Source organism: Chryseobacterium sp. JK1 (assembly GCF_050632815.1).
Taxonomy (GTDB): domain Bacteria; phylum Bacteroidota; class Bacteroidia; order Flavobacteriales; family Weeksellaceae; genus Chryseobacterium.
The window spans coordinates 1,014,332-1,039,945 of the sequence record NZ_JBODRU010000001.1; the positions used below are offsets into that span (position 1 = coordinate 1,014,332).

Annotated in this window: 19 protein-coding genes and 2 pseudogenes; 10 read left to right on the top strand and 11 right to left on the bottom strand. The window is 35.2% G+C overall.

Going from position 1 to position 25,614, the window contains the following annotated elements:
* The first annotated feature begins 8 nt into the window (after nt 1-8).
* From ACQ76T_RS04445 to ACQ76T_RS04465, 5 genes are all read left to right on the top strand, one after another.
* Nucleotides 9-1,544 carry a RagB/SusD family nutrient uptake outer membrane protein gene (locus ACQ76T_RS04445; protein ID WP_431342132.1) on the top strand — a complete coding sequence of 512 codons (1,536 nt, stop codon included), beginning with the start codon at nt 9-11 and terminating at the stop codon, nt 1,542-1,544.
* A gap of 3 nt (nt 1,545-1,547) precedes the next feature.
* Complete coding sequence (locus tag ACQ76T_RS04450; protein WP_431342133.1) at nt 1,548-2,972, top strand: glycoside hydrolase family 30 protein; 1,425 nt, start codon at nt 1,548-1,550, stop codon at nt 2,970-2,972.
* Nucleotides 2,973-2,981: 9 nt separating this feature from the next.
* Nucleotides 2,982-5,204, top strand: coding sequence for a beta-glucosidase BglX (bglX, locus tag ACQ76T_RS04455; protein ID WP_431342134.1), 2,223 nt, complete (start codon nt 2,982-2,984; stop codon nt 5,202-5,204).
* Between the two features lie 61 nt (nt 5,205-5,265).
* Nucleotides 5,266-6,075 (top strand): glycoside hydrolase family 16 protein, encoded by an 810-nt coding sequence (locus ACQ76T_RS04460; protein WP_431342135.1) that lies wholly within the window; start codon nt 5,266-5,268, stop codon nt 6,073-6,075.
* A gap of 41 nt (nt 6,076-6,116) precedes the next feature.
* Entirely contained in the window at nt 6,117-7,556 is a 1,440-nt protein-coding gene (locus ACQ76T_RS04465; RefSeq protein ID WP_431342136.1) for a glycoside hydrolase family 30 protein, read from the top strand.
* Between the two features lie 80 nt (nt 7,557-7,636).
* Here the strand turns inward: ACQ76T_RS04465 and ACQ76T_RS04470 are convergent, their stop codons facing one another.
* The 7 genes from ACQ76T_RS04470 to ACQ76T_RS04500 form a co-directional block, all read right to left on the bottom strand.
* Entirely contained in the window at nt 7,637-7,990 is a 354-nt protein-coding gene (locus ACQ76T_RS04470) for a DUF4280 domain-containing protein (protein ID WP_431342137.1), read from the bottom strand.
* Between the two features lie 13 nt (nt 7,991-8,003).
* Complete coding sequence (locus ACQ76T_RS04475) at nt 8,004-8,687, bottom strand: hypothetical protein (protein WP_431342138.1); 684 nt, start codon at nt 8,685-8,687, stop codon at nt 8,004-8,006.
* Nucleotides 8,684-9,508, bottom strand: a complete 825-nt coding sequence (locus ACQ76T_RS04480) for a hypothetical protein (RefSeq protein ID WP_431342139.1) — start codon at nt 9,506-9,508, stop codon at nt 8,684-8,686. The genes ACQ76T_RS04475 and ACQ76T_RS04480 overlap by 4 nt, the downstream gene beginning before the upstream one ends.
* A gap of 260 nt (nt 9,509-9,768) precedes the next feature.
* Nucleotides 9,769-10,635 (bottom strand): hypothetical protein, encoded by an 867-nt coding sequence (locus tag ACQ76T_RS04485; protein ID WP_431342140.1) that lies wholly within the window; start codon nt 10,633-10,635, stop codon nt 9,769-9,771.
* Nucleotides 10,632-14,042, bottom strand: a complete 3,411-nt coding sequence (locus ACQ76T_RS04490) for a type VI secretion system Vgr family protein (RefSeq protein WP_431342141.1) — start codon at nt 14,040-14,042, stop codon at nt 10,632-10,634. The genes ACQ76T_RS04485 and ACQ76T_RS04490 overlap by 4 nt, the downstream gene beginning before the upstream one ends.
* Nucleotides 14,043-14,360: 318 nt before the next feature.
* Nucleotides 14,361-15,170: an enoyl-ACP reductase FabI gene (locus tag ACQ76T_RS04495; RefSeq protein WP_062670284.1), complete on the bottom strand. Its 810-nt coding sequence runs from the start codon at nt 15,168-15,170 to the stop codon at nt 14,361-14,363.
* A gap of 120 nt (nt 15,171-15,290) precedes the next feature.
* Nucleotides 15,291-15,590, bottom strand: a complete 300-nt coding sequence (locus ACQ76T_RS04500; protein ID WP_431342142.1) for a hypothetical protein — start codon at nt 15,588-15,590, stop codon at nt 15,291-15,293.
* Between the two features lie 140 nt (nt 15,591-15,730).
* On the opposite strand from ACQ76T_RS04500, the pseudogene ACQ76T_RS04505 reads away from it, so the two are divergent.
* The 3 genes and pseudogenes from ACQ76T_RS04505 to ACQ76T_RS04515 all read left to right on the top strand — a co-directional run.
* Nucleotides 15,731-15,962, top strand: a pseudogene (locus ACQ76T_RS04505) (DNA-3-methyladenine glycosylase I); the annotation flags it as partial.
* 525 nt (nt 15,963-16,487) lie between these two features.
* A pseudogene (locus ACQ76T_RS04510) lies at nt 16,488-16,805 on the top strand (DNA-3-methyladenine glycosylase I); the annotation flags it as partial.
* Nucleotides 16,806-17,065: 260 nt separating this feature from the next.
* On the top strand, nt 17,066-18,337 hold the full coding sequence (locus ACQ76T_RS04515; protein ID WP_431342143.1) for a hypothetical protein: 1,272 nt from the start codon (nt 17,066-17,068) through the stop codon (nt 18,335-18,337).
* A 708-nt stretch (nt 18,338-19,045) separates the two neighbouring features.
* On the opposite strand, the gene ACQ76T_RS04520 is transcribed toward ACQ76T_RS04515, so the two are convergent.
* The 3 genes from ACQ76T_RS04520 to ACQ76T_RS04530 are packed head-to-tail and all read right to left on the bottom strand — an operon-like array spanning nt 19,046 to nt 20,411.
* Nucleotides 19,046-19,900: a nucleoside phosphorylase gene (locus ACQ76T_RS04520; RefSeq protein ID WP_431342144.1), complete on the bottom strand. Its 855-nt coding sequence runs from the start codon at nt 19,898-19,900 to the stop codon at nt 19,046-19,048.
* A 21-nt stretch (nt 19,901-19,921) separates the two neighbouring features.
* A complete protein-coding gene (locus tag ACQ76T_RS04525; protein ID WP_431342145.1) occupies nt 19,922-20,149 on the bottom strand; it encodes a hypothetical protein in 228 nt (75 codons plus the stop codon).
* Complete coding sequence (locus ACQ76T_RS04530) at nt 20,091-20,411, bottom strand: hypothetical protein (protein WP_431342146.1); 321 nt, start codon at nt 20,409-20,411, stop codon at nt 20,091-20,093. The genes ACQ76T_RS04525 and ACQ76T_RS04530 overlap by 59 nt, the downstream gene beginning before the upstream one ends.
* Nucleotides 20,412-20,639: 228 nt before the next feature.
* On the opposite strand from ACQ76T_RS04530, the gene ACQ76T_RS04535 reads away from it, so the two are divergent.
* Nucleotides 20,640-22,469, top strand: coding sequence for a cytochrome-c peroxidase (locus tag ACQ76T_RS04535; RefSeq protein WP_431342147.1), 1,830 nt, complete (start codon nt 20,640-20,642; stop codon nt 22,467-22,469).
* A 157-nt stretch (nt 22,470-22,626) separates the two neighbouring features.
* Here the strand turns inward: ACQ76T_RS04535 and ACQ76T_RS04540 are convergent, their stop codons facing one another.
* Nucleotides 22,627-23,046, bottom strand: coding sequence for an XRE family transcriptional regulator (locus ACQ76T_RS04540; RefSeq protein ID WP_431342148.1), 420 nt, complete (start codon nt 23,044-23,046; stop codon nt 22,627-22,629).
* Nucleotides 23,047-23,453: 407 nt separating this feature from the next.
* On the opposite strand from ACQ76T_RS04540, the gene ACQ76T_RS04545 reads away from it, so the two are divergent.
* Nucleotides 23,454-25,607, top strand: coding sequence for an alkaline phosphatase PhoX (locus ACQ76T_RS04545; protein ID WP_431342149.1), 2,154 nt, complete (start codon nt 23,454-23,456; stop codon nt 25,605-25,607).
* Nucleotides 25,608-25,614: the final 7 nt, after the last annotated feature.

Sequence of the window (25,614 nt, forward strand, 5' to 3'; positions counted from 1 at the left end):
TTAAAACAATGAAAAATAAAAGATTTATATATAAAAGTTTATCCGTTCTATTTCTGACGGGTATTAGTTTCGGAGCTGTATCCTGTAATAATAGTAATCTGGAAGATGTGAAAAACACAGGAACTTTCGATACAAGTAATTATTTTCAAAATGAAGAGCAGGCATTTGGAGGGCTGGTAGCTACCTATGATATGTTGAGAAAATATTCCGGAGGATTTGAAAATATGGTAACCTTTTTCAACGGAGCATCTGATGATTTCTACTCAGGGGGTGGGAATTCTTCAGATGGTGCCGGTATCCAGGGTTTTTCCAATTATTCAATTAATGCAATCATCATGCCTCCAAGCTATTGGAAAGATTATTATCAGGGAATTGCCAAAGCCAACCTTTTATTGGAAAGACTTCCGGCAATCAATATGAATGAGCATAATAAAAAAAGATTCACAGCAGAAGCTAAAGTACTAAGATCATTGTATTATTTTGAACTGTTAAGAATGTTCAGAAATGTACCTCTGATCTTGAAAACCTTTAAATATGATGATGATTATTATAATATTCCACAAGCTAAGCCGGAAGAGGTTTATGCTCAGATAGAAGCGGATATTTTATCAGGAATCAATGATCTTCCTATTACGACATCTGATGCTGAGAGAGGCAGAATTACTCAAGGTACGGCAAGAGCTATTTTAGGTAAAATCTATTTATATAATAAAAAGAATACTGAAGCAGCAGCCCAATTTGAAATGGTAAATGGTACACCAGGAGGAACCAGCCAATATGGATATAAATTGGTGAGTAATTTTGCCGATTTATGGAAGGTAAGTAATAAATACACTACAGAATCTGTCCTTGAAGTGATGCATAAGGATATAAGCAGCGCAGATTGGCAATTTTGGGGTTCAGGAAAGGACGAGAGTAATTCTATCAACGTAATGTTGGGAATTAAATCTTATGGAAGGGTTGCGAATGTGCCTAATAACGATGCTCCAGATCTTTATGCAAGCTGGGGATTCAACCCTGTTACAGACGATCTTTTTAATTTTATGCAAGGAGATCCTCGTTTGGATCCCACAATTTTTAATGGTAAAAAATTTAAGGATGAAGGTAAAATTACTTACTCGCCAGGATACAAGGATACTGGATATTTCTTAAATAAATATTTACCTAGAAATGCGGATAAATCTAATTTGCCCGGCCCTACAGAATTAAATTTTCACCAGAATTATATCGCCATCAGATTGGCAGATACCTACTTGATGGAAGCTGAAGCATTAGGAGGTGTTGGAGGCAGGGCTCAGGCATTGCTAGATGCCGTAAGAGCCAGAGTAGGATTAGCATCAGTACCTGTTTCTATGCAGGCTATTAAAGATGAAAGAAGAAGAGAACTTGCAGGGGAAGGGCATAGATGGTTTGACCTTGTAAGATGGGGAGATGCCCCGGCAAAACTTGGTGCCAGAGGATTTAAGGCAGGTAAAAATGAAATCTTACCAATTCCTTTCAATGAATTGACAAACACCGTTTTAAAACAAAATCCAGGTTACTAACACATGAAGTTTCACAACTTATATAGTTTCTTTAGAGGTGCCGCACTACTTAGTGGTGTGGCCCTTTTTCCTTTATCATGTACATCAATAACATCACATAAAGGAAATGAAGTCCAATATTGGCTTACCAAAGGCGATGAGACCGCAAAATTACAACTGCAGGCTCCTGTTAAATTTATCAATACATCCAACAGCTTTCAGAATATTGAAATTGATGACACTCAGAAGTTTCAATATGTTGATGGTTTTGGATATACCTTAACAGGAGGAAGTGTAGAAGTTATCAACCGCTTATCACCTGCCAAAAGAAAAGCTTTGCTAAACGAACTTTTCGGAAATGATAAAAACTCAATCTCTATCAGTTATTTGAGATTAAGTATTGGAGCTTCCGATCTGGATGCTGAGGTATTTTCATATGATGATCTGCCCGCAGGACAAACCGATGCTTCCCTTTCAAAATTCAGCTTGGCAAAAGATAAAGCACTCATTTCGATGCTGAAAGAGATTTTAGCAATCAACCCCAGTATTAAAATCATTGCTGCACCATGGTCTGCACCAGTTTGGATGAAAGACAACGGCCAATCCAAAGGAGGAAGCTTAAAGCCTGAATTTTACGGAACGTATGCTAATTATTTTGTAAAATATATTCAGGGGATGAAAAAAGAAGGAATTACCATCGATGCCATCACTCCTCAGAACGAGCCGCTGCATCCGGGTAATAATCCCAGCCTTTATATGCCGTCTGCCCAACAGGGAGAATTTATTAAAAACCATTTAGGACCAGCCTTTAAATCCAACAATATCAAAACAAAAATTGTTGTATACGATCACAACTGCAGCAAACCGGAATATGCCATTGATATTTTGAAAGACGCAGAAGCCAATCAATATATAGACGGGTCTGCTTTCCATTTGTATGAAGGAGACATCTCTGCATTAAGTACAGTGCACAACGCTTTTCCTGATAAAAACCTATATTTTACTGAACAATGGACCGGTTCAAAAGGGACATTTGAAGAAGATATCAACTGGCATACAAAAAATGTCATCATTGGTTCCATGAGAAACTGGAGCAAAATTGCTTTAGAATGGAACCTTGCCAACGATCCAAAGTACGCGCCACATACACCAGGCGGATGTACAGAATGTAAAGGGGCTATAACCGTTTCAGACAGCGAAAACTTTACAAGAAATGTAGCCTACTATATTATTGCCCATGCTTCTAAGTTTGTTCCTGTAGGTTCACAACGTATTGCTTCTTCTGAAACACAAAATCTTTCAACAGCAGCTTTTAAGACTCAGTCTGGGAAAATAGTGCTTATTGTTCAGAACAACAATAAAGAAGATGAAAATTTTAATATTAAATTTGCCGGAAAAACTGCTTCAGTAAAGATTTCCGGACGTTCCGCAGCAACTTATATTTTTTAAAATAAGATTATGAAAAGAGTTTATTTCTTACTGGCAATTTCAACCTTTGGAATGAATGCCTACGGACAAAAAACAGTAGATCAGAAAGTAGCAGAACTGCTTTCTCAAATGTCTCTGGAAGAAAAAGTAGGACAGATGGTTCAGTACAGTGGATTTGAATACGCCACCGGACCTCAGAATTCTAATTCTGCAGTTGTGTTGGAAGAAATAAAAAAAGGAAAGGTAGGCTCTATGCTGAATGTTGCCGGAGCAGAAGAAACCAGGGCCTTCCAGAAACTAGCTATGCAGTCGAGGTTGAAAATTCCTTTACTGTTCGGGCAGGATGTTATCCATGGTTATCGCACAACCTTTCCTGTCAACCTTGGTCAGGCAGCAAGCTGGGATCTGGGAATGATAGAAAAATCAGAAAGAATTGCCGCTACAGAAGCTTCCGCTTATGGGATTCACTGGACGTTTGCTCCTATGGTGGATATTGCCAGAGACCCAAGATGGGGAAGAGTGATGGAAGGTTCCGGAGAAGATACGTATCTCGGCACCAAAATAGGATTGGCTAGAATCAGAGGGTTTCAGGGTAAAGGTTTGGGAAATCTTGATGCCGTTATGGCCTGTGCAAAACATTTTGCCGCCTACGGAGCTGCAGTGGGAGGAAGAGATTACAACTCGGTGGATATGAGTCTCAGACAGCTGAACGAAACTTACCTTCCTCCTTTTAAAGCTGCTGCTGAAGCAGGAGTAGCAACTTTTATGAACTCTTTCAATGATATCAACGGAATTCCGGCCACTGCCAATCAGTATATCCAGAGAGACCTTTTGAAAGGAAAATGGAATTATAAAGGCTTTGTCGTTTCCGACTGGGGGAGTATCGGGGAAATGGTTCCTCATGGATATGCTAAAGATGGTAATGAAGCCGCTGAAAAAGCAGTTCTTGGAGGAAGTGATATGGATATGGAAAGCCGCGTTTACATGACAGAACTTCCAAAACTTGTTAAAGAAGGAAAAGTAGATATTAAGCTGGTTAATGATGCTACAGGAAGAATTTTAACCAAGAAATTCGAAATGGGACTTTTTGATGATCCTTACAGATTCAGTAATGAAAAAAGACAAAAAGAACAGACCGATAATCAGGAAAACAGAAAATTCGGAAGAGTATTTGGCTCTAAAAGTATTGTTCTTCTGAAAAATCAGAGAAATATTTTACCCCTTTCAAAAACGGCTAAAACAGTCGCTTTGATTGGTCCTTTCGGAAAAGAAACGGTTGCCAATCACGGATTCTGGTCTGTTGCTTTTAAAGATGATACCCAAAGAATCGTTTCCCAGTTTGACGGTATTAAAAGTCAGCTGGATAAAAATTCCACCTTATTATATGCAAAAGGCTGTAATGTTGATGATCAGGACAAAACGTTATTTGCTGAAGCCATAGAAACAGCTAAAAAAGCCGATGTAGTCATTATGACATTAGGAGAAGGGCATGCCATGAGTGGTGAAGCCAAAAGCAGAAGTAATATTGGTTTTTCCGGAGTTCAGGAAGATCTTTTGAAAGAAATAGCTAAAACAGGAAAACCAATTGTTCTGATGATTAACGCAGGAAGACCATTGATTTTCAATTGGGCATCAGAAAATATTCCTGCTATTATGTATACATGGTGGCTGGGAACTGAAGCGGGAAATTCAATTGCAGACGTTCTTTTTGGAAGCGTTAATCCGGGAGGAAAACTTCCAATGACTTTTCCAAGAACAGAAGGTCAGATTCCTATGTATTACAATCACTACAATACAGGGCGACCTGCGAAAAATAACACGGACAGAAACTATGTTTCCGCTTATATTGATCTTGATAATGATCCTAAATATCCATTCGGTTACGGTTTGAGCTATACGGACTTTAAATATTCTGATATGGTTTTAAGTTCAACCCAACTGAAGGGAAATCAGACGCTGAATATCAGTGTAACGGTTTCCAATACCGGAAAATATGACGGTGATGAGGTTGTACAGCTTTATATCAGAGATCTGTTCGGGAAAGTAGTAAGACCGATAAAAGAATTGAAAGGTTTCCAGAAAATATTCATCAAAAAAGGAGAAAGTAAAAAAGTAGATTTCAAACTGACTCCTGAAGATCTGAAGTTTTTTGATGATCAACTGAATTTCGACTGGGAAAGTGGTGAATTTGATATTATGATCGGAACCAATTCTCAACATGTACAAACCCAAAGAATCAACTGGGTGAAATAAATTGAGTAAGATAAAGGCTATATAATAGTTTCAAATAAAACGTAATGACCATCAGAACGATATGAAAATTAAATTCCGAAATACTGTTCAATGTTGTACTGCTACACTTTTGCTATTGTCAGCGATCAGTTGTGCTTCAAATAAAATAGATTCCAGTAGAAAGCTAATCTGGAGTGACGAATTTAATGGAAAAGGTCTTCCGGATTCTTTGAAATGGAATTATGATGTTGGAGGCGGCGGTTATGGTAATAATGAAGCCCAGTTTTACACCAAAAACAGACTGGAGAATGCCAGAATGGAAAACGGAAACCTGATCATTGAGGCCAGAAAAGAAAATTGGGAAAACAGTAAATATACTTCAGCAAGACTTTTAACCAAAGGAAAATTCTCTTTTCAATACGGAACAGTAGAAGTTCGTGCGAAACTGCCGAAAGGGCGCGGAACATGGCCTGCAATCTGGATGATGAGTGAAAAGATGAAAAAATGGCCGGATGATGGTGAGCTGGATATTATGGAGCATGTTGGTTTTAATCCGGGGTATATACACGCTTCGGTTCATACAAAAAAATACAATCATATTCAGGGAACACAAAAGACAGATACACTAATTGTAAAAGATGTGAGTGAAAAATTCCATGTTTATAAAGCAGAATGGACTCCCGAAAAAATAGATGTTTATATTGATGATCAAAAATTTTTCACCTATGAAAATAAAGAGAAAACCTATGAAGCCTGGCCTTTTGATCAACCCTATTTTATTATTTTAAATTTAGCAGTTGGAGGTTTCTGGGGCGGAAAAGAAGGCATTGATGATCAAATTTTCCCGCAAAAATATTATATTGATTATGTAAGAGTCTATCAGACTCAATAATGGAAAAGAGGACTTATTACAGAGTCCAAAAATAAAAAATCATGAGAAAACTAATTGTAAGTTGTTTTGTAGTAGGCATTGTCATGAATGTAAATGCCCAGAATTATTGGAAAAAGCATGACGGAAAAACAGCTAAGGTAATTCTTACCAATTCTAAGGCAAATGAAAAAATGGCAGATAAAGGTTCTGTAAAGTTTGAACAGTTCGGACAGCCAAAGGAGACAGATGCCTGTATCTTCATTGCTCCTAATTTTAAATATCAAAAACTGATAGGCATTGGAGGAGCCATTACGGATGCTTCTGCGGAAACTTTCTACAAAATGCCTAAAAACAAACAGAAAGAAATCCTTGAAGCCTATTTCGGTAAAAACGGATTGGGATACACTGTTGTTCGTACGAATATGAACTCCTGTGATTTCTCGAGTGATTCCTATACTTATGTAGATGATAATGATACCGCTCTGAAGACTTTCAATGTTGCTCACGATGAAAAGTATAAGATTCCGATGATCAAAGAAGCTCAGAAAGCCATAGGAAATAATTTCACTTTCTATTTCTCTCCATGGAGTCCGCCAGCCTGGATGAAATCTAATAAAAGTTTGTACAAAGGTGGAAGACTGGAAAATCAATATTACCAGACCTGGGCAGATTATTATATTAAATTCATTAAGGAATACGAAAAAAGAGGAATCAATGTGTGGGGGTTAACGGTTCAGAATGAGCCCATGGCTACCCAATCATGGGAATCCTGTATCTATACGGCTGAAGAAGAAGGAGAGTTTTTAAAGAACAATCTAGGACCAACGCTTTGGAAAAACGGATACAAAGATAAAAAAGTAATGATCTGGGATCATAACAGAGATTTGATTTACCAAAGAGCCACCACCACATTAAGCGATCCTGAAACGTCAAAGTATGCTCATGGAATTGGCTATCACTGGTATGAAACGTGGAATAATAAAACTCAGCTTTTTGATAACTTAGCTGAAACCCACAGAGCTTTTCCTGATAAATTTCTGGCCTTTACAGAAGGATGTAAAGAACAGTTCAGTATGGACAGAATTTATGATGTAAGCCTTGGAGAGTTGTACAGTAAAAATATGCTGAACGATTTCAATAAAGGAAACGCTTTATGGACAGACTGGAATATTCTTTTGGATGAAACAGGAGGCCCCAACCACAAAGGTAATTTTTGTTTTGCACCCATCATTGCAGATACCAAAACAGGAGAGGTTTTCTATACCTATGAGTATTATTATATAGGGCATGTTTCAAAATACATCAAGCCTAATGCTCAGAGAATCGGGAGCTCTTCCAACAGAGCTGCCTTAACGTCTTCTGCTTTTATGAACGAAAACGGACAGCTGGTGACCGTGATCATGAATGATTCAGACAATGATATTGATGCCAATCTATGGATCGAAGGAATGGCTGCGAAATTAACAGCCCCCGCACACTCTATACAGACAGTAGTTTTATAACATCATATTAATATTATTTTGACGGAATCGGCGGCCTCTTCGAGGCCGCCGATTCTTATGTCAGGAATTATTTTTAACGACTATTTTATCTCATGTTTTTCTCCATGTCCCTTGTTTACTACGTCAATTTTCCCGCCTGTTCCACACATACAAAAAGAATCTTCTGTAAGAATTTTATAACTATTGATAGTATCTTTTTCTGTTGTTTTTTCCCAGGCGGTTGGCGCAGGAATACACGGTAAATATCCTCCTGAAGTAGGTTTTAATTTACATTGTCCAAAAGGTTTAATATTTACATTCGCCTGTTTATCCTGCTCCGTAGCAATATGTTTTCCCTCGGCTGTAGAGAAATTCTGACTGGTAGCACTTAGAATACTTAGTGTTGTTCCTTGGTTGCAGGATAATTGGGCAGTATCTGTAATTTTTTGTGGCATGATTCAGATAATTTTATTTATTTCCAGCATTTCCATTCTTAACACCTCCAACTTTATTTAGTTTCTTTGATATAGTATCTCCAGTTAGTGCATTTATCTCCAAAACAATAGGAGCTCCTTCTTTATCACGAATTGAAACCTGATACATAGGAACATTTTTTTTGTAAATACTCCAGTCTTCTTTATATCCCAACCATCTGCTAACCATTATTTTGGTTTTATCAGAATCCTTATAATCCCCAACAATATTTACATCATATTCTTTCTTTATTTTATTTATCAAATCATCAATTGAAAATTTATAAGGAGCATCATTATTCACCTCTCGAATCAATTTGCCAGATTCGTCATATTCTTTGAAAATTCCAACAGGGAAAGAATAGAAAACTTTACTTATTGATTTAGGGCTGCTATTCTTATAATATGTTTTTATTGTTTTGTATGGTGAATTTGGCTTTCTTATTTCTACATCTGGTCCGCCTGTGAGATTTCCCATGATTCTAATTTTATCTCCATTATTATCTATATAAAATCCTTGTCCTGAATATTTTGGATTTGGTTTTAAATCTTTATATCTATTTATATTAAAATATTCCATAGTATCTTTTTTTACGTTGTTAAAAATTGTTCTATGTGTTTGCCCTTTGCAACCATTCACTAACAGTGAAAAAAGAGCACTGATTATTAATTGCTTCATTTTACATTTCTTTTAATTATTTTCCATTGCCAATGCCAAGAAGTTATTTTTTCATCTGACGGATGTGAAGAGTCTGCATAAGACATAATATTTGTTGTCTCATATTTCTGGAAAGTAAATTTAACATCTTTATTAAAATAAGTTTCATGTGTATGGTATAAACCTAATCCATGCAATACTTCATGGTTTAAAGTAGTATCATTTCTAGGATCAAACAATACTACATTTTTAGCACCTATTTTTTGAACCTGTCCTAAAGTTCCCGAATATCCACCTGTTGGGTAAATTATCATATCAAAAGGAATTGCCCCAAAACAAAAAGCAATGAAATAATCAGAATATTTTGCATTTCCCGTTTGTGCTAAAAATTTAGCCTTAAGAAAAGTAAAAAACTCCTGATTTGGGCTTGCTGGATCAGGATAATCTTCAAATAGTCCACCATCAGAAGTATCAGCAGGATTTACTGTACTAGCAAATAAAATATCATGTTTTGCTTTTTCATAAATGAACTTGCCATACACTTGCGTTGTCCCTACCGTTTTTATCTTAAATTCATCAATATTGCTTAAATCAAAGTAGTTAATAGTGGTACCACTAACAGCATCTAGTAATGGCTGTCCTTTTGTATCTCTCGCTACATAATCCTCGAACTCCCCATGTATTAAAGCTTGATGAAGAGCATTTTGCAAATTTTCCTTTTCAGCATTAGTGGATGTACCTGTTAATGGGCTTGAACCATTAATATTTGTTTTTACCTGAACCAAAACAACTTTTTGAGTCTTTCGATTTTTTATTCCAGATTTCCCTTTAGAAGCTGGCATATTTTTATTCGGTTCCAGTACTATTTTTCCTGCCACTTTACGAAGAACAAGTTGTTCTGCCTGAGTTTTAGCAAGTGAACCTTTAGGATAAGCATAAACAAGGATTTCCTGTCTTGTTGAAAATTCTTCAATACATTTTATTTTGATAATCTGTCCTGTATCTCTTTTATTTCCAATGGCTTTGTCTGTTATTAATACAGGACTAGCATCCGTTCCATCTTTCCCATCAATTGCAAAATACTTTTTGTTAAAAATAATTCTTATTTTTTTGTTCTATCAGGTACTATTATTTTAACTTCTTTTGGAATAATAACCATTGCAGTAGTATTACTATTGGATTCCTTATAATTATTTTCATATTCAATATAGCTTAATATCTCACCTGATAATGCATCCAATTTTAAAATATCAAAAGTGTTTTTATCTGTTTTAAAATCTGTTTTTATCTTTATTTTCCAATATTTTAAACCTTTTTTGTTTTCTTCTTTTTCGATTGAATAAAAGGTATTATAGGTTTCATAATAAGGTTTCATAGTATAGACAGACTGTTTAGTGTCTTCATTGTAGCTTACAAGTGTTTCACGTTCTCCTTTTTTTATTTTTATTTGACTTTCTAAAGGATTAATATTATAATGTTTTCCAATGAAGCCTACTACTTTAGCATAACTAAAATCCCACCCTAAATCATGGTTAATAGTTTTTGTTAATTCTCCCTTCTGATTATATTGACACTCTTTTCCAAGGAGTATTGATGGAGCAATAGTTCCATACAAATATTTTGATTTTATTATCAAATTTTCCCCGTAATAAATTTTTACGATTTGATATATTGAGTTTGTAAAGGTTTCCCTGTACTTTATTATAGTTTGTGAGTTTCCTTGTATATTGATATTTCTTTTTGTATCATCTTTTCTGTATTCATATTCTTTATACCCAGTTTTTTTCAAATCAGAATTTATAATCTTTAATCCCTCTTTTTGAAACTTTTCAATATCAAGCTTTTCCGTTTGTGAATCTATTGTAGGTTGATGCATGTAGCTTTGATTTTTAAATGTTATAGTATCTTTTTTCTGTCCATTACATTGTATTATAGACAATGTAAAAAAAACGAATATTATCTTTTTCATAATGTTTGAGGTGTATGATTTTTAGGCTCAGCCTGAGCAGCTCCATTTACACTTTTCCATTGCCAAGCCCAAAGAAAGTATTGTTTATTAGAATAATCCATTAAATTCCATGTGCTTTGATACTTAAAAGAATGTACGCCATTTTTTAAGGCTTTAGGATCATTTGTGCCACCTTTGATATGATTTTTACTTTTCCAGGTATGTGGTAAACCTAAACTATGGCAGATTTCATGTGAAGTAGCATAATTACTACCTTGCTTTGGTAATACAATATTTTTGACATCACTTCCTGATGTATAACCACCCCAATCATTTGTTCCTCCTGTTTCAGTTACTGAAACTAAACCACTTTGGGGTAAATAGAATAATCGAATATGGTTGGAATATTTTGATTTGTAAACGGCAATTAATTTTTCATTTAGATAATCCTCTAAATCTTTCCAACCTTTAGGCGTATTCTTTGGAGATTCATAATAAGCTTTTAATTTGCCTCCATCAATATAAGTCTTGTTAAAATGATCTCTTTCTTTACTAGTGATTCTCTGTGTTGTACCTGTTAAATCTAATTTTACAGTTTCAAATACTATATCAACTAAAGCTTGCCTTAGAAATTTTCTTACAGTATTTTTCTCTTTAATTTCTAGCATAGCATCACAACCTTCTGAACTAGCACCTGAAGCAGTAATATCAGTAATGACATTTATCATTACTACTTTTTGTATCTTTCTATAAACATTGTTATTAGGCATGATCTGCAATACCCCAGCTAGTTTTTTTATTGGAGGTTTTGCAGGATCTGGGTCAGTTTTTATGGTATAGGCTTTAACCTGCTTTAGAAGACCGAAAGCTTTTTTACATTCAATACTTATATCATAATTAGAGGTTGTTGTAGTTACAGTTTTTGGCGCAAGTTTAAATTTTTTATACCCTGTTGGAGGTGTATATATAGGAGGCTTTGAACTCTTTCCTACTATAACAGCACCTGCTACAGCGCCAGAAGGAAAATAGTCAACAATATCAAAAAAGACCTCTTCATATTCTAAAATAAGTTCATCAGGTTCTTCGTAAATCTCAAATTGTATCTCAAGGTTTACTACAGATGGAGTTGGTTCATTTTCGTTTTTATAAATATTAAGTTTGGGAATAAAATATTCTGATGGTTTTCCTTTAGCGTCTAATTTATTGCTTACCACTCCTTTACTATACTCGTTTCTTACTGCTTCATATAGGTCATTGATGCCATTTTTATTAGCGTCTTTGTTATCATTAATGAATGTGTTACTAATGTTATTATCTTTATAATATCCTGCAATTGTAGAATAATCGACATCGCCGTCAAATATCGTTTCACCAAAACCATTACCTTTTCCTGTACGTAACCAGTCCATTCCAACCGAAAAATCACTTTCCCAAGTATTATGTGGACGGAATATAACCAATGCCTTTGCATCTAAGATAATATCCTTAACTTTTTGTTGAGTAGGAGTGTTATCTGCTATATTTCCTTCTTTTCCTTTTAATTCTGTAGTTCCTTCACTATTAATGATAGCTTTTTCATCAGAATGTAAAAAGAGCTTTTTTTGACCTGTAAGATATGATTTTGGACTTTCAATCTTTATTTCATTTTCAGAATTAATTAAAGCCTTTCCTGCCTGAGTATGGAAAAAGTCAGTTATATTTTGTAATAAAATAGGAGAGTTAACCATCATTTTTTGCAGAATAGTAAGTAATGCTGTATTTCCTACTGTTGATGTCATATTGTTAGTAACGTTAATGTCGAAATTATTGTTGGCATTAATTTCAACATCCGTTGCATTCATTGTAATTTTATTAGGTGCCGTAACATTGATATTTCCATCTCCATCCATAAAATAAATATTACCACTTGGATCTTGAATTGTTAAACTCCCATTAGCATCATTCATTAAAACTTTGATACCACTACGAGTTTGTATGGATTTAAGATGATTATCAACACCGCCACCTAAACCAACTTTACCATGAAACATTCCGCCCATGGCAAAAGGAAAATCTGGATTGTGATACTCAAAACCTACCATTACCTGATCTCCGATTTCAGGAATGGCCACAAATCCTCTGTTTTGGCTTACAGCATCTGTGCCGCCTGCATCAGGACTCATCATTCGGATAAAATAGGTGGTATCATTCAACTGCCAGTCAAATCTTACCTGTATTCTTCCTTGGTTTAAAGGATCAACGTTGGAGATTACGGTTGCAACTTGTGGCTCTGCTTTTGGTATTATAAAATCAGGCTTAGGCATGAAACCTGTTCCTTCAGCTATAGCTTCAAAACTTCCTTTGTAGTATCCTCTTGCATCAACTTCATGATGTATTTCTGTCATCATCAATGTAGTGAAGTGCGAAGTTTGGTTGCTATCAGGTTTTCTCATCGCTAGATCCACAACACAACCTGTATATAGAAATGGTACAGATGTCTTTCCGGAAACGGTAAAAACATCTACTGCTTTACTTCCTCTGGCACTTTTCTGAGAGTCATCAATATCCAAAAACATATTGGCATTGATAGGAGCGGGGACCAGCGATCTGGTTTTAAATATATTGTTGTTCAGTTCGTAAGTTTCCGATGATAGTTCACCAAGATGCTTGATCTTATGATCAACTCCGATCATCTTTGCATGGTTACTGCTGTTATATCCAAAATATTCAGGCTTGATATGTACTGCATTTAACTCTATCTGCACATCACTGACATTACTGCCATCAATAAGCTTTATAGACTTTTCATGAGGGGGTAACTTTCCGAAGTGTAGCATTTCTCCATCATAATAGAATTGCTCTCCATATGCTTCTGCAATTCTGGCTAAATAATTATAATGCGTTTCGCAATATTGTGAGCTGTAATTAATATACCCTCTATTTTGGGTGTCTATTCTAAAATCAAAATCATAAGTTCCCAAAGATTCTTTAATGATCCTGTCAGCAATAATCGATGTGTTGACTGGCTGACTTCCTCCAAAACTTTGAGTATGAGAAGCAGAATCCATCAGAATGGTTGGACTATTTCCTTTCAGAACAATATTCCCAAGGCTCATCTTTTCCTGGCTGAATGCCACCTTCATAACAACTCCTACAAAAGTTCTTTTAGGACTTTCATTTTCAGGATTTTTATATTTGAAAGTTACTGTCAGGCGTTTTCCTAGAAATTGCCTCGCTTCTTCAAGATTATGATTTTGGATTTCATGTAAAGAATCATGAGCAAGGATAAGCTCAAATTGATGATGCGTTCTGGCACTTTGTTGAAGACGAAAGTGTTTAAAGCCATTGATAATGATACCATCAATAACAATATCAAGTTGTACAACCCGGTTAATGCCTGGTATATGGTTCTCCGATATCCTTTCAGAATTGGAGGAATTCTTTTTCATGTATATTTTGTGTTTTTTGATCTTGTATTATTAAAAATAGATAAAAAATACAATAATAGAGGTATAATTATTGGTTAATAGTAAAATTATGACAGGTTGATAATTAATTAGTTTTAAATGGTTTACATTTTTAATTCCTTGTCAGAATATCATTTATAATAATCATATTTTTTATTGATGTTGAGTATGGAGAAAGAATTTGTTTAAAATATAAAAACACAAAAGATTAAAAGAATTAGAGGGCTGCCCAAAAATAAAGCCGAAATACATCATAATGTATTTCGGCCTGTTTATAAAGTATATTTTATTTAAATAATACTATTCTGCATCATATTTACTGATGACTCTCTGAGTAACTCCTGAGCTGCTGAAACCTCCATCATGGAAAAGATTCTGCATCGTTACCTTTTTAGTAAGATCAGAGAAAAGAGTCACACAGTAATCTGCACATTCAAGAGCTGTAGCATTTCCTAGTGGAGACATGTCTTCTGCATATCCAAGGAATCCTCCGAAACCTTTCACACCACTACCGGCAGTAGTCATGGTAGGAGACTGAGAAACGGTGTTTACACGTACTTTTCTTTCTCCCCAGTAGTTTCCGAAAGTTCTAGCGATACTTTCAAGATAAGCTTTATTATCAGACATATCATTATAATCCGGGAATGTTCTTTGAGCAGCAATATAAGTAAGTGCCAAAATACTTCCCCATTCGTTCATACAATCTTTCTCCCAAGCTACGCGCATTACTTTATGGAAAGAAACAGCAGAGATATCCCAACCTTTTTCCAACCAGTCATAGTTCATTTCTGTATAATGTTTTCCTTTTCTTACGTTGATAGACATTCCGATAGAATGAAGGATAAAGTCGATTTTTCCAAATTTTGCAACAGCGGCATCAAAAAGTTTTTCAAGATCTTCTATAGAAGTAGCATCAGCACCTATTACTTCAGAACCTGTTTTTTCTGCTAAACCATTAAGTTCTCCCATTCTTAAAGCGATAGGAGCATTAGATAAAATAAATTCAGCACCTTCTTCATGGCATCTTTCAGCAACTTTCCATGCGATAGATTGTTCATTAAGGGCTCCAAAAATAATTCCCTTTTTGCCTTTAAGTAAACCGTATGACATAATTTTTTAATGTTTATTATACTACAAATGTAGCAATAATTGTGCTTATGGCATAATAAAAAATGGAGCCTTAGCAATTTAAGACTCCATTTTCTTGAAAATATTTATATGACTGAAATTTTAATTGGTTTTCTTGTTCCATTCTGCCTTCACATCTTCTGCAGCATCTTTGGTTTTCTCCCATGCATCATTCGCTTTATCTTTAATATCATCCCATGCATCAGAAACATTATTTTTTACTTTCTCGAACCAGTCTTCTTGCTGTGCTTCTTCATCATTGGATCTTTTTTCGTTAATATAATCCTTAGCTCTGTCCGCAAGTTCTTCAATTTTCCATTTTGCATTGTCCGCTGCATTCTTTAAAGAATTTTCCGTGTTGTTTACTGCATTTTCTGCTTTGTTGTATTCCGAATTGTTCATAATATTAAATGTTTAGTTGTGTGATATGAAATAAACAAGAACCATTCCTAAAACCTGGCACTTTTGTTAAACTTTTCATAATATTTTGTTATCTTTTTCTAAATTCATATTGATATTAAATTTATAAAAACTGAAAACAGATGGATAGAATACGTTGTGGATGGTGTGAAAAAGATGAGCTTTATAGAAAGGATCATGACGAAGAGTGGGGAAGACCAGTTTACGATGACGAAACTATATTTGAATTTCTTATTCTCGAATCTTTTAAGGCGGCTTGAGCTGGTATACTATTCTTGCCAAAAGAGAAAATTTCAGAAAAACATTTGATTATTTCGACTACAAAAAAAAGTCTCCTATTCTGAAGAAAAAATAAATGATAAAGCTGTTTAAACTTTTTTATTAAACAGTAAAAGTCACAAAAGCTTTTTAAAACACTTAAGCTATTTAATTTATATAGTTTGGGTAAGTACAATAAAGTTTTGTTGAAAATCAAGGGTTTTCATTCTCTATGAAATGCATTGTGCGGTATTCCTTACCCTTTTTAAAGTGTTTGAAAATTATATAATGTTTAGATTCCTACGGAATGACGAGTGTACGGATACGCTCAACGTCCTGTTTGTCATTCCGTAGGAATCCAGCCTTAGAAATTATCATTCTTTTATGTGTTTTTATTAAACCAAAAATCGAAGATTCAATGAATTTAAACGCCACAAAAGATGGAAACAATTTAAGTGAGCTTGAGAGAATATCCTGGCACAGAATAAGTCCACATATAAGTTTAAAAAAATCTTTAATTTTTTTCTTCCGTGTATTTTGTATGCTGTATTATTTTAAGCCTTCTTAAGTGTACCAAAGTGCTTTTAAAAAACTTTTGTTGTTAAGCTAAACAGACCAGATTTAATAAATGATCCCGGAATTATTAGAAATAAACTTAAAATACGTGCTGCAGTTACCAATGCTCAATGGTTTATAGAAGTAAAATCAGAATTTGGCAGTTTTTCTCATTATATCTGGGGTTTTGTTGACGGAAAAATTGTGGATCATGCCCCCAAAACAATATCAGATATTCCGGCTACTACAGAAATTTCTGATCTTATTTCTGCCGATTTAAAGAAAAGAGGGTTCAAATTCATGGGTTCTATGGTAATTTATGCGCATATGCAGGCTACAAGAATAGTGAATGACCACCTAAAAAGCTGTTTTATCAGAAAATAAATCATTTTAATTTATTCAATTTTATGTGATATTTATTGAAAATAACGCAAGTGTTAAATTTTGTTCACAAAGTGACTTATCTTCAAACGTTCATGAATAGTTAATCTATAACTTATTGATCTGTAAATATTTTTCATTGTTTGGTGACTAAGTGATATTTTATTCACATTACTGTGTTTTTAATTATGGATTTTTCAATTAAATTGTGATTTTATTAAAAAATTGTATATTTGCAACCACAAAAAACGTGTGTAATGTCAATGAAAAGCAAATTTCAAGTAAGTCTTCTTTTTTCTTTATTTATTATTTTTACTAAAGGCCAGGTTGGGATCGGTCTCCCGCAACCAGACAGCTCAGCAATGCTTCATGTTAAATCAATAAATAAAGGAGTACTGCTTACCAGTATTGCTTTGAATTCAGCTACAGACAATACAACTGTTCCTTCTCCTGCCGATGGTCTTATTGTATGGAACAACGGTATTGGGCTATTAAAAGAAACAGGTTTTTATTATTGGTTTAATTCAAAATGGAATAAAATTTTAACTAATTCTGATAATACGTCAAAAATTGATGATGGAACAAGTTGGAACCTTACGGCAACAAACGCCGGGAGCTATGGGGGAGCTAATACGAATCTTTCTTTAGGAACAAAAACCTATGATGACTTGGTGTTTAAAGTGAATTCAGTTATTGCAGGTAGATTAGGTGTTGATAATTCTGTTAGTTTAGGATTGGGAGCCAATGCAGGTCAGAATGGTATTGCTATTGGAAGTTCAAGTTCAGCATTTGAAGGAATATCTATTGGTACTGCAGCTGCTGTTTCTGCCAATGAAGCGTTGGCGATAGGAAATAAGTCTTTAGCGGGTAGCTTTAGATCTACTGCGATTGGTTATCATGCACAAACCAGTAAAAATGAATCTGTAGCTATAGGAAATGAATCTTCTGCAGGAGGATTTCAATCTTTAGCATTAGGATATAACGCGAAAACAAATACAAATAGCGAAACTGCTTTAGGATATAATGCTGTTACCGATAATCAGAATTCCACAGCGTTGGGTTCCGGAGCGAATGCTTTAGGTCAGTTTTCAACAGCATTAGGATATGGAGCAACTACTTCACAGGCTAATGCTATCGTTTTGGGGAACAGTAATGCTAATATAGGGATTGGAACAGGAGCGCCGAATGTTTCTGCAAAACTTGATGTAAACGGACAGTTTAAGCTAGGAGAAAAGGGAAGTGTGCAGAAAAGCCAGATCAGTTTCGAAGCTTGGCCGGGAGTATCAATCAACAGTTTGGCTCCTGGAAAATCAACAACCATTGATATTCCGGTTCCGGCAGGGTATCAGCCTGGTTCAACCAGAGCAGTGATAACGGTTTCCCCAGCAGGAGATTTTGCAGGGAATGCCTCTTTTTCTATTTCAAACCCAAGAATGACGTCTGCTTCAAGTATTACGCTTAATCTTACCAATATTTCTGGGAATGCCAATAGCTTGTATTCGGGACATTTTTATGTGATGATCAATGAATTTTAATGAGAATAATCGAGATATTATAGTTGAGATGGTGTTGGGGCTTCCAGTTTTGGAGGCCCTTTTTTCTTTAAAAATGGTGAATATCATTCATTAAAGGTGTTTATTAAACCACAAAAGACACAAAAGTTTTTATTTCTTAAAACTTTAGTACACTTTAGAAAATATAAGAAGACACCACACAACTGAGTTCACATAAGATGAAAATCAAGGATTTTCATCCTCTATGAAATTCATTGTGCGGTATTTCCTTACCCTTTTTAAAGTGTTGAAAATTATATAATGTTTAGATTCCTTCAGAATGACGAATTGTACGAATATACTCAACGTCCTGTTTGTCATTCCGAAGGAATCCAGCCTTAGAAATTATCCTTCTTTTGTGTGTTTTTATTAAACCACAATTCGAAGATTCAATGAATTTAAACACTTTAAGTGAGCTTAAGAGAATATCCTGGCACAGAATAAGCCCACATATAAGTTTAAAAAATCTTTATTTTTTTTCCGTGTACTTGTGTATTATTTTAAGCCTTCTTCAATGTACTAAAGTGTTTTTTTAAAAAACTTTTGTGGTTAAGTTTAAACAGGTTTTACATGTAAATCTATACAAAAGTGTAGTTATTTTGATCAATTGTAGAAAATAGAAGTCTTTTAAAAAAGAAAAGCTATCCTCATTGAGAATAGCTCTTTTATGATGTAATTATTGGATAAAATTTACTTAATAATTCTGTCAAGCACCCAAGTAATAAGGTTCTTTTCAGAAGCGTGGTGGTCTGCAGAGAATTCTCCACGTCTTCTGTTGGCAATCACATTATTTACGGTAATCGCTTTATGACCTAATAATTTTGAAAGTGCATAGATCGCAGAGGTTTCCATTTCAAAGTTGGTGATTCCCAGATCATTTAATGTTTCAAGGAATTGATCATCCACCGCCTTTAAACGAAGCTGTCTTCCCTGTGGAGCATAGAATCCTGGGAAAGTAGCTGTATTTCCGTGGTATTTGGCATCTTTATAATATTCGCCCATTTCTTCTGCCCAGTCTGAGAAGTACAGCATTGGCTTGATTTTTTCGTAAGGAAATTTTTCTACAAAGTTCTTAGAAAACTCATTTTCAAAACTATAATCCTGATAGAAATGCATTAACCCATCCAAACCAACAACATTCTGAGTAACCAGCATATTATCAACCTGTACGTCAGGATTTACACTTCCGCAAGTTCCCATACGGAAAAGCTCCAGTGCTTTGTGCTCTGTTTTGAATTCTTTGTTTTTCAGATCAATATTTACCAAAGCATCCAGTTCGTTCATTACGATATCGATGTTTTCTGTTCCGATACCGGTTGACATTACTGTAATTCTTTCGCCACGAAGTGTTCCCGTGTGCGTATAGAATTCTCTTTTATTTTTTTTGATTTCTACGGTATCAAAGTATTTTGAAACTTTTCCCACTCTGTCCGGGTCCCCTACAAGGATAATTTTATCGGCGATATCTTCAGGTAAAAGATTCAGGTGGTATACACTTCCGTCTTCATTCAGAACAAGTTCTGAGGCAGCAAGTTTATTTAGCATAATATGTATATTTTTTGTTTTTTAATAATTAATTAAAATAGCTTCTTTATAAGGTGAAGCAATCAGCTCATAAATGGTGGCGTATTCTTCTACAATTCTTTTTTGCCCATTCATTACTTCATATACTGTAACAATGGTTTTTTCAATATTTTTAGGATCTTTTCTCTGCGAGGTAACCTCATAGAAATGATCATCTTTTTTCAGGATAGAAATCAGTTCTTCTTTTGTGGAATTGTTGGAACTCATCATTCCGGGGAAAATCCATAAGAACATTTTTCAGATCGGTATAGTTTTTATAAGGTTTTATATTTCCCTCAGAATACACATAAACGTTGGGTATCTCTTTATCTTTTTCCAGGCGGACGAGATAATAATCATTCCCTTTTTTCTCTGCATAAACCGCTGTTTCCTGCTTCTTTCCGGTTGGCTGTTCCGTCTGCTTTTTCTTTTGTGAAAAAGTAGCAATGGACAGGAAACTTACCGCAAATGCAAACAATAGTTTTGTTTTCATAATACTATTTAGTTTTTGATGTGTTGAATTTAATATAAAAAATCCTTCCCCAATAATCTCCCGCCATTATTTCCCGGTATTTTAGAACAAACCGTATCCTTTAGAATAATGAATTTGATTTCGGGGTTTAAAATTAGTGAAAAATATTGTATCAGAAATATAAACATTATTTAATCTGCTATTAAAACTGAGATAATATCAGAATGATAGTTTTACCGCTAAAAATTAATGAGATCTTATCCACTGCTTGTTTTCGTCCTTTTAATAGGATTTGCAGTTATGTCTTTCAACCCTGTTTATAAAGGAAAAGAGAAAGAAAATACATTTGTTAATAAAGGGCTGTCAGACTTTAAAACTAAACTTGAACAGCTGAAATCGGATGTCCGCCTGTTTTCAGAAGACCAGATTTCTCTGGAAGAATTGCAAAAGTCATTGAGCAGCACAAGAAACTCATTTAAAGAAATAGAATTCTACATCGCTTATCATTATCCGGAATTTACCAAGACACACGTTAATGCAGCCCCTTTATTTCACATAGAAGCAGCGGGCACAACAGCTTATACTTTACCTCCGGAAGGATTGCAGGTTTTGGATGAACTGATTTTCTCAGAAGCAGCAGCCGACGAGAAAGAGAAAATAAAAACCATCACCGACTTTTTATACAACAGTTATTCAGGGTTTTATTTGAGTGCTGTGAAAAACGGATTAAGCAAAGGAAACAATAAAACACTGCCTTTAAGAATAGAATTGATCAGAATATATTCATTAGGAGTAACAGGTTTTGACACCCCAGGTTCTTTAAATATTTCTGAAGAAACCAGCCACGCCCTTTTAGGAATGCAGAAGTACATTAATGATGATCCTTATTTTAAAAATTACAATACCCAAAAAGCGAATCAGACTTTAACAGAAGCGGTCGATTATCTTTCAAAAAATACCGATTTTGAAACTTTCGACAGAATTGAATTTTACAAGAAGTACATCCAGCCTTTATATGAAGAATTGGGAAATTGGGACGGAAAGTCCGATGATCTCAAAGAATTTTCAGGATGGAACGTAGGAAATAAAAACTTCTTCAGCAGTGATTTCTTAGATCCTTATTTTTATACATTGTTGAAATCTTCAGAAGATAGCCCAGATCTTCGTACTCTCGGAAAATCGATTTTCTATGATCAGAATCTAAGCGGTAACGGAAAAATGAGCTGTGCAACATGCCATCTTCAGGAAAATGCCTTTACAGACCTGAAATCAAAATCGCCAAGTAATGTGGAAGGCAAAACTGTTTTGAGAAATTCTCCCTCACTTTATAACGCTGTTTTTGCCAAAAGATTTTTCTATGACCTTCGTGCTTTCTACCTTGAGCAGCAGGCAGAGCACGTTATTTATAACGAAGAAGAATTTAATACAAGCTACGAAAGTATTATTCAGAAGCTGAAAACGCAACCTGCCTACAAAAAAGCATTTCGTAAAGCATTTAAAGATGGAAATATCAGTAAAGAGAATTTTTCAAAGGCTTTAAGCTCGTACGTAACATCATTATATTCTTTTGACAGTGATTTTGACCGCTTCATGAGAAATGAAAAGAATGTTTCCGATGATGTAAAGAAAGGGTTTAACCTTTTTATGGGAAAAGCAAATTGCGCTACCTGTCATTTTGCTCCTCACTTTTCAGGTTTGGTACCGCCGTTTTTTAATGAAAATGAATCTGAAGTTCTCGGGATCACAACAAAACCGATCAATCAAAAAACGATTGAACTGGATCATGATCTTGGACGTGGAAACAGTCCTGTAAAAAAAGAAAAATCATGGATCTATGATTATGCATTCAAAACCGTTACCGTGAGAAATATTGCGCTTACTAAGCCGTATTTTCATAATGGAGCGTTCAATACATTAGAAGAAGTTCTTGATTTTTATAACGAAGGCGGCGGTGAAGGATTAGGTTTAAAAATGAAGAATCAGACTCTTGCACCGGACAAGCTTAATCTTACCCAAACTGAAATCCAACAGATCATTGCCTTTCTGAATGCCCTTACCGATGTGAGTAAAGCGAAATAAGGGTTGGAGAGTTTACGAGTTTGCTTGCTAGAGGTTCAATAGGAATGATACAGTTTTAATAAAAATAGACTAAATTTTGAAACTTGTGTAAATGTGATCTACGCTGGTTTCAGAATTTAGCCTAAAGTTATTTTACAAATCGGATCAATCTGTCTGTTTATTTGTTTTGGATAAGCTTTTCCAGTTTGTCAATCATTTCTTGCTGTTGTTTCAACATACGCTCGTAAAGTTCAACCATTTTGTCGAGAGGATGGAAACTTGGTGAATTATTAATAATTGTAGCAAATTGAGAAGATGAGTGATCGTGATTGTTAAATGTATTTGCAATGATATTAATTGCTGATTCTTCATCAAAATTCTCAATTGCTTCTGTTGGAACCTTCAGAATCTGAGCTACCTGTGCCAAAACATCAGACTCCACAATTTCTTTTTGTTCCAAAAGAGAGACTTTCTTCTGATTCCAGTCATCACCTAATTCAAAAGCTAAAGCTTCCTGCTTGATACCCAGTATTTCACGGAAACGTTTAATATTTCTGCCCTGATGTATTTTTTTATTTTGCATAGCTGTGTCAATCATAATAACAAATATAAAGTTTTAAGAGATAAGAATAAAGCTCGTTTTTAAAATAAATTGTCTTCTAAAATATTCTTGTTTCCGAATAAAATTTCTCTTTTTTGATTGGTTTAGCTTATTGAAAACAACTTGTTCGAATCAATCAATGATTAAGATAAATACCCAAAAGAAATATGAAGTAAGTACACACTGTCCCCAAACCCAGCAACTCTAAACTCGTACCTCCTAATTTTAACACTAAAACTCTCGTACCCTCACATCCCATAACTCGCATTATTTAACAAAAAATTAATTCTCTTAACATTGAGTTTCTGATAATTTAACATTCTCCGATTTATATTTAAAATCCTATTAACAAAGGGATAGCTTCAAAAAAATAGTTTTGCAACGTCTAATAAATTAAATTAAAAATGAAGAAAAAACTACTAACAATTGGAGCGTTAGCTTTAATTGCCTGCTCTGGTATTCAGGCACAGACCCTGATATTTGACAAAGGAGCATCATGGAGCTACAAAGACAACAATCAGGCACAACCAACAGGATGGAATGCTGCTAACTACGATGTTTCAACATGGGCCGTAGGAAATGGACCTCTTGGATACGGAGATCCTGTTACGACAACAATCAATTCCGGGTTAATTACGGCTTACTTTGCTAAAGATTTTACAGTAAATCTTTCTACACTTTCCGATAATATGGAGCTTGGTGTGATGAGAGATGACGGTATTATCGTATATCTTAACGGAGAAGAAGTCGTAAGAGACAACATGCCTGCAGGTACTGTTACGTTCAATACTTTTTCCAGTACAACAATTGACGGGGCTGCAGAAAATGTATACAACATTTTTTCTATTCCAAAATCTAAGTTCGTTAATGGAGTCAACAGAATTTCCGTTGAGTTACACAACAGAAGTGCTACCAGCTCAGATCTTAGAATTGATGCTTATCTGAAAACGACATCGAACACTACAAATCCTGTAGCTTGTAACGGAACTCATATCAGTTGCTTTACTTCTATCGTTCCGACAGCACAGACCGATAAACTGATCATTCCTGCGGAACATAAATATCAGCTTATCTTAAAAGAAGGTGACAATTACACAGAAGGAGGTGGATTAGTAGGAGGTCAGAATGACTTTACAGCATATGTTCCTAAAACAGGAAGCAGTACCAACGGATATCTTTCGGTAAACCACGAAACCAATCCTGGAGGAGTTACTATGGCAGAGATCAACTATAACGCTTCAACCAAGCTTTGGCAGTTGACAAAATCCAGAGCAGTAAGCTTTTCTGATCCTAGTTTAGTACAAACGATCAGAAACTGCTCGGGAGGGATCACTCCTTGGGGGACTGTTGTAACAGCTGAAGAATCTGTTACTTCAAATGATGTGAATGCCGATGGGTACAAAGATTACGGATGGTTGGTTGAGATAGATCCTGCAACAGCTCAGGTGATTTCTAAAAATCCTGATGGTTCCAAAGGAAAACTTTGGCAGATGGGAATTATGAACCATGAAAATGTAGTGATCAATAATGCAGGAACTATTGCTTATTATGGAGAAGATGGAGGAACTCACATGGTGTATAAATATGTGATGGATACTCCTAACGATCTTTCTTCAGGAAATCTTTATGTATTGAAGCTGGATCAGGGATTAACTGCTGCGGGAGATCCTGCAGGAACTACAGCAACGTGGATTCAGGTTCCGAATAAAACAAAGGCTGACCAAAATAATACCGCTTCATTAGCTCTTTCTCTTGGAGGAACCAAATTCAATGGAGTAGAAGATGTAGATATCAGCCCATTGGATGGAAGAATTTATTTTACCGCTAAAGGGCTAGACCGAGTTTACCGTTTACAGGATAACGGAACTACAGCTTCTCAGGTAGAAACTTTTGTAGGAGGGGGTTCTACTGTATATTCTTTCAATACTGCACAAGGAATGAAATCTGAAGTTTGGGCAGACGGTAATGATAACCTTACTTTCGACGAACTTGGAAACCTTTGGGTTCTTCAGGATGGAGGAAAGAACTATATCTGGGTTATTGCTCCGGATCATACTCAGGCGAATCCAAAAGTGAGATTGTTTGCATCTATGCCAGCTGGTGCAGAGCCTACAGGACTTACTTTTACTCCTGATCATAAATTTGGTTTCTTCTCTGTTCAGCACCCGGACTCTACCATTTCTACGGATGTAGATGCTACAGGAAATACAATCAATTACAAAGGGAAATCGGCAACGGTTGTTATCGCACTTAAAAGTAACCTGGGAATCGAAGGCTCTTTAGGAACTATTGAAAGTACAAACGCAGAAAATACCGTAACCGTTGCTCCAAACCCGACATCAGGAATAGTGAAGATCAATTCTGCAAAAGGATTGAAAGACATTTCGGTAACGGCTTACAGTATGGATGGGAAAATTGTCTATACAAAGAAATTCAACGGAACCAGCAAAGTATTAGACCTTGATTTCACGCAGCAGTTGGAAGGAACTCGTGTTTTAATTTTAAATATTGAAGCAGAAGGAGGATTCCAGAAAACAGTAAAGCTTCTAAAGAAGTAATAATTAA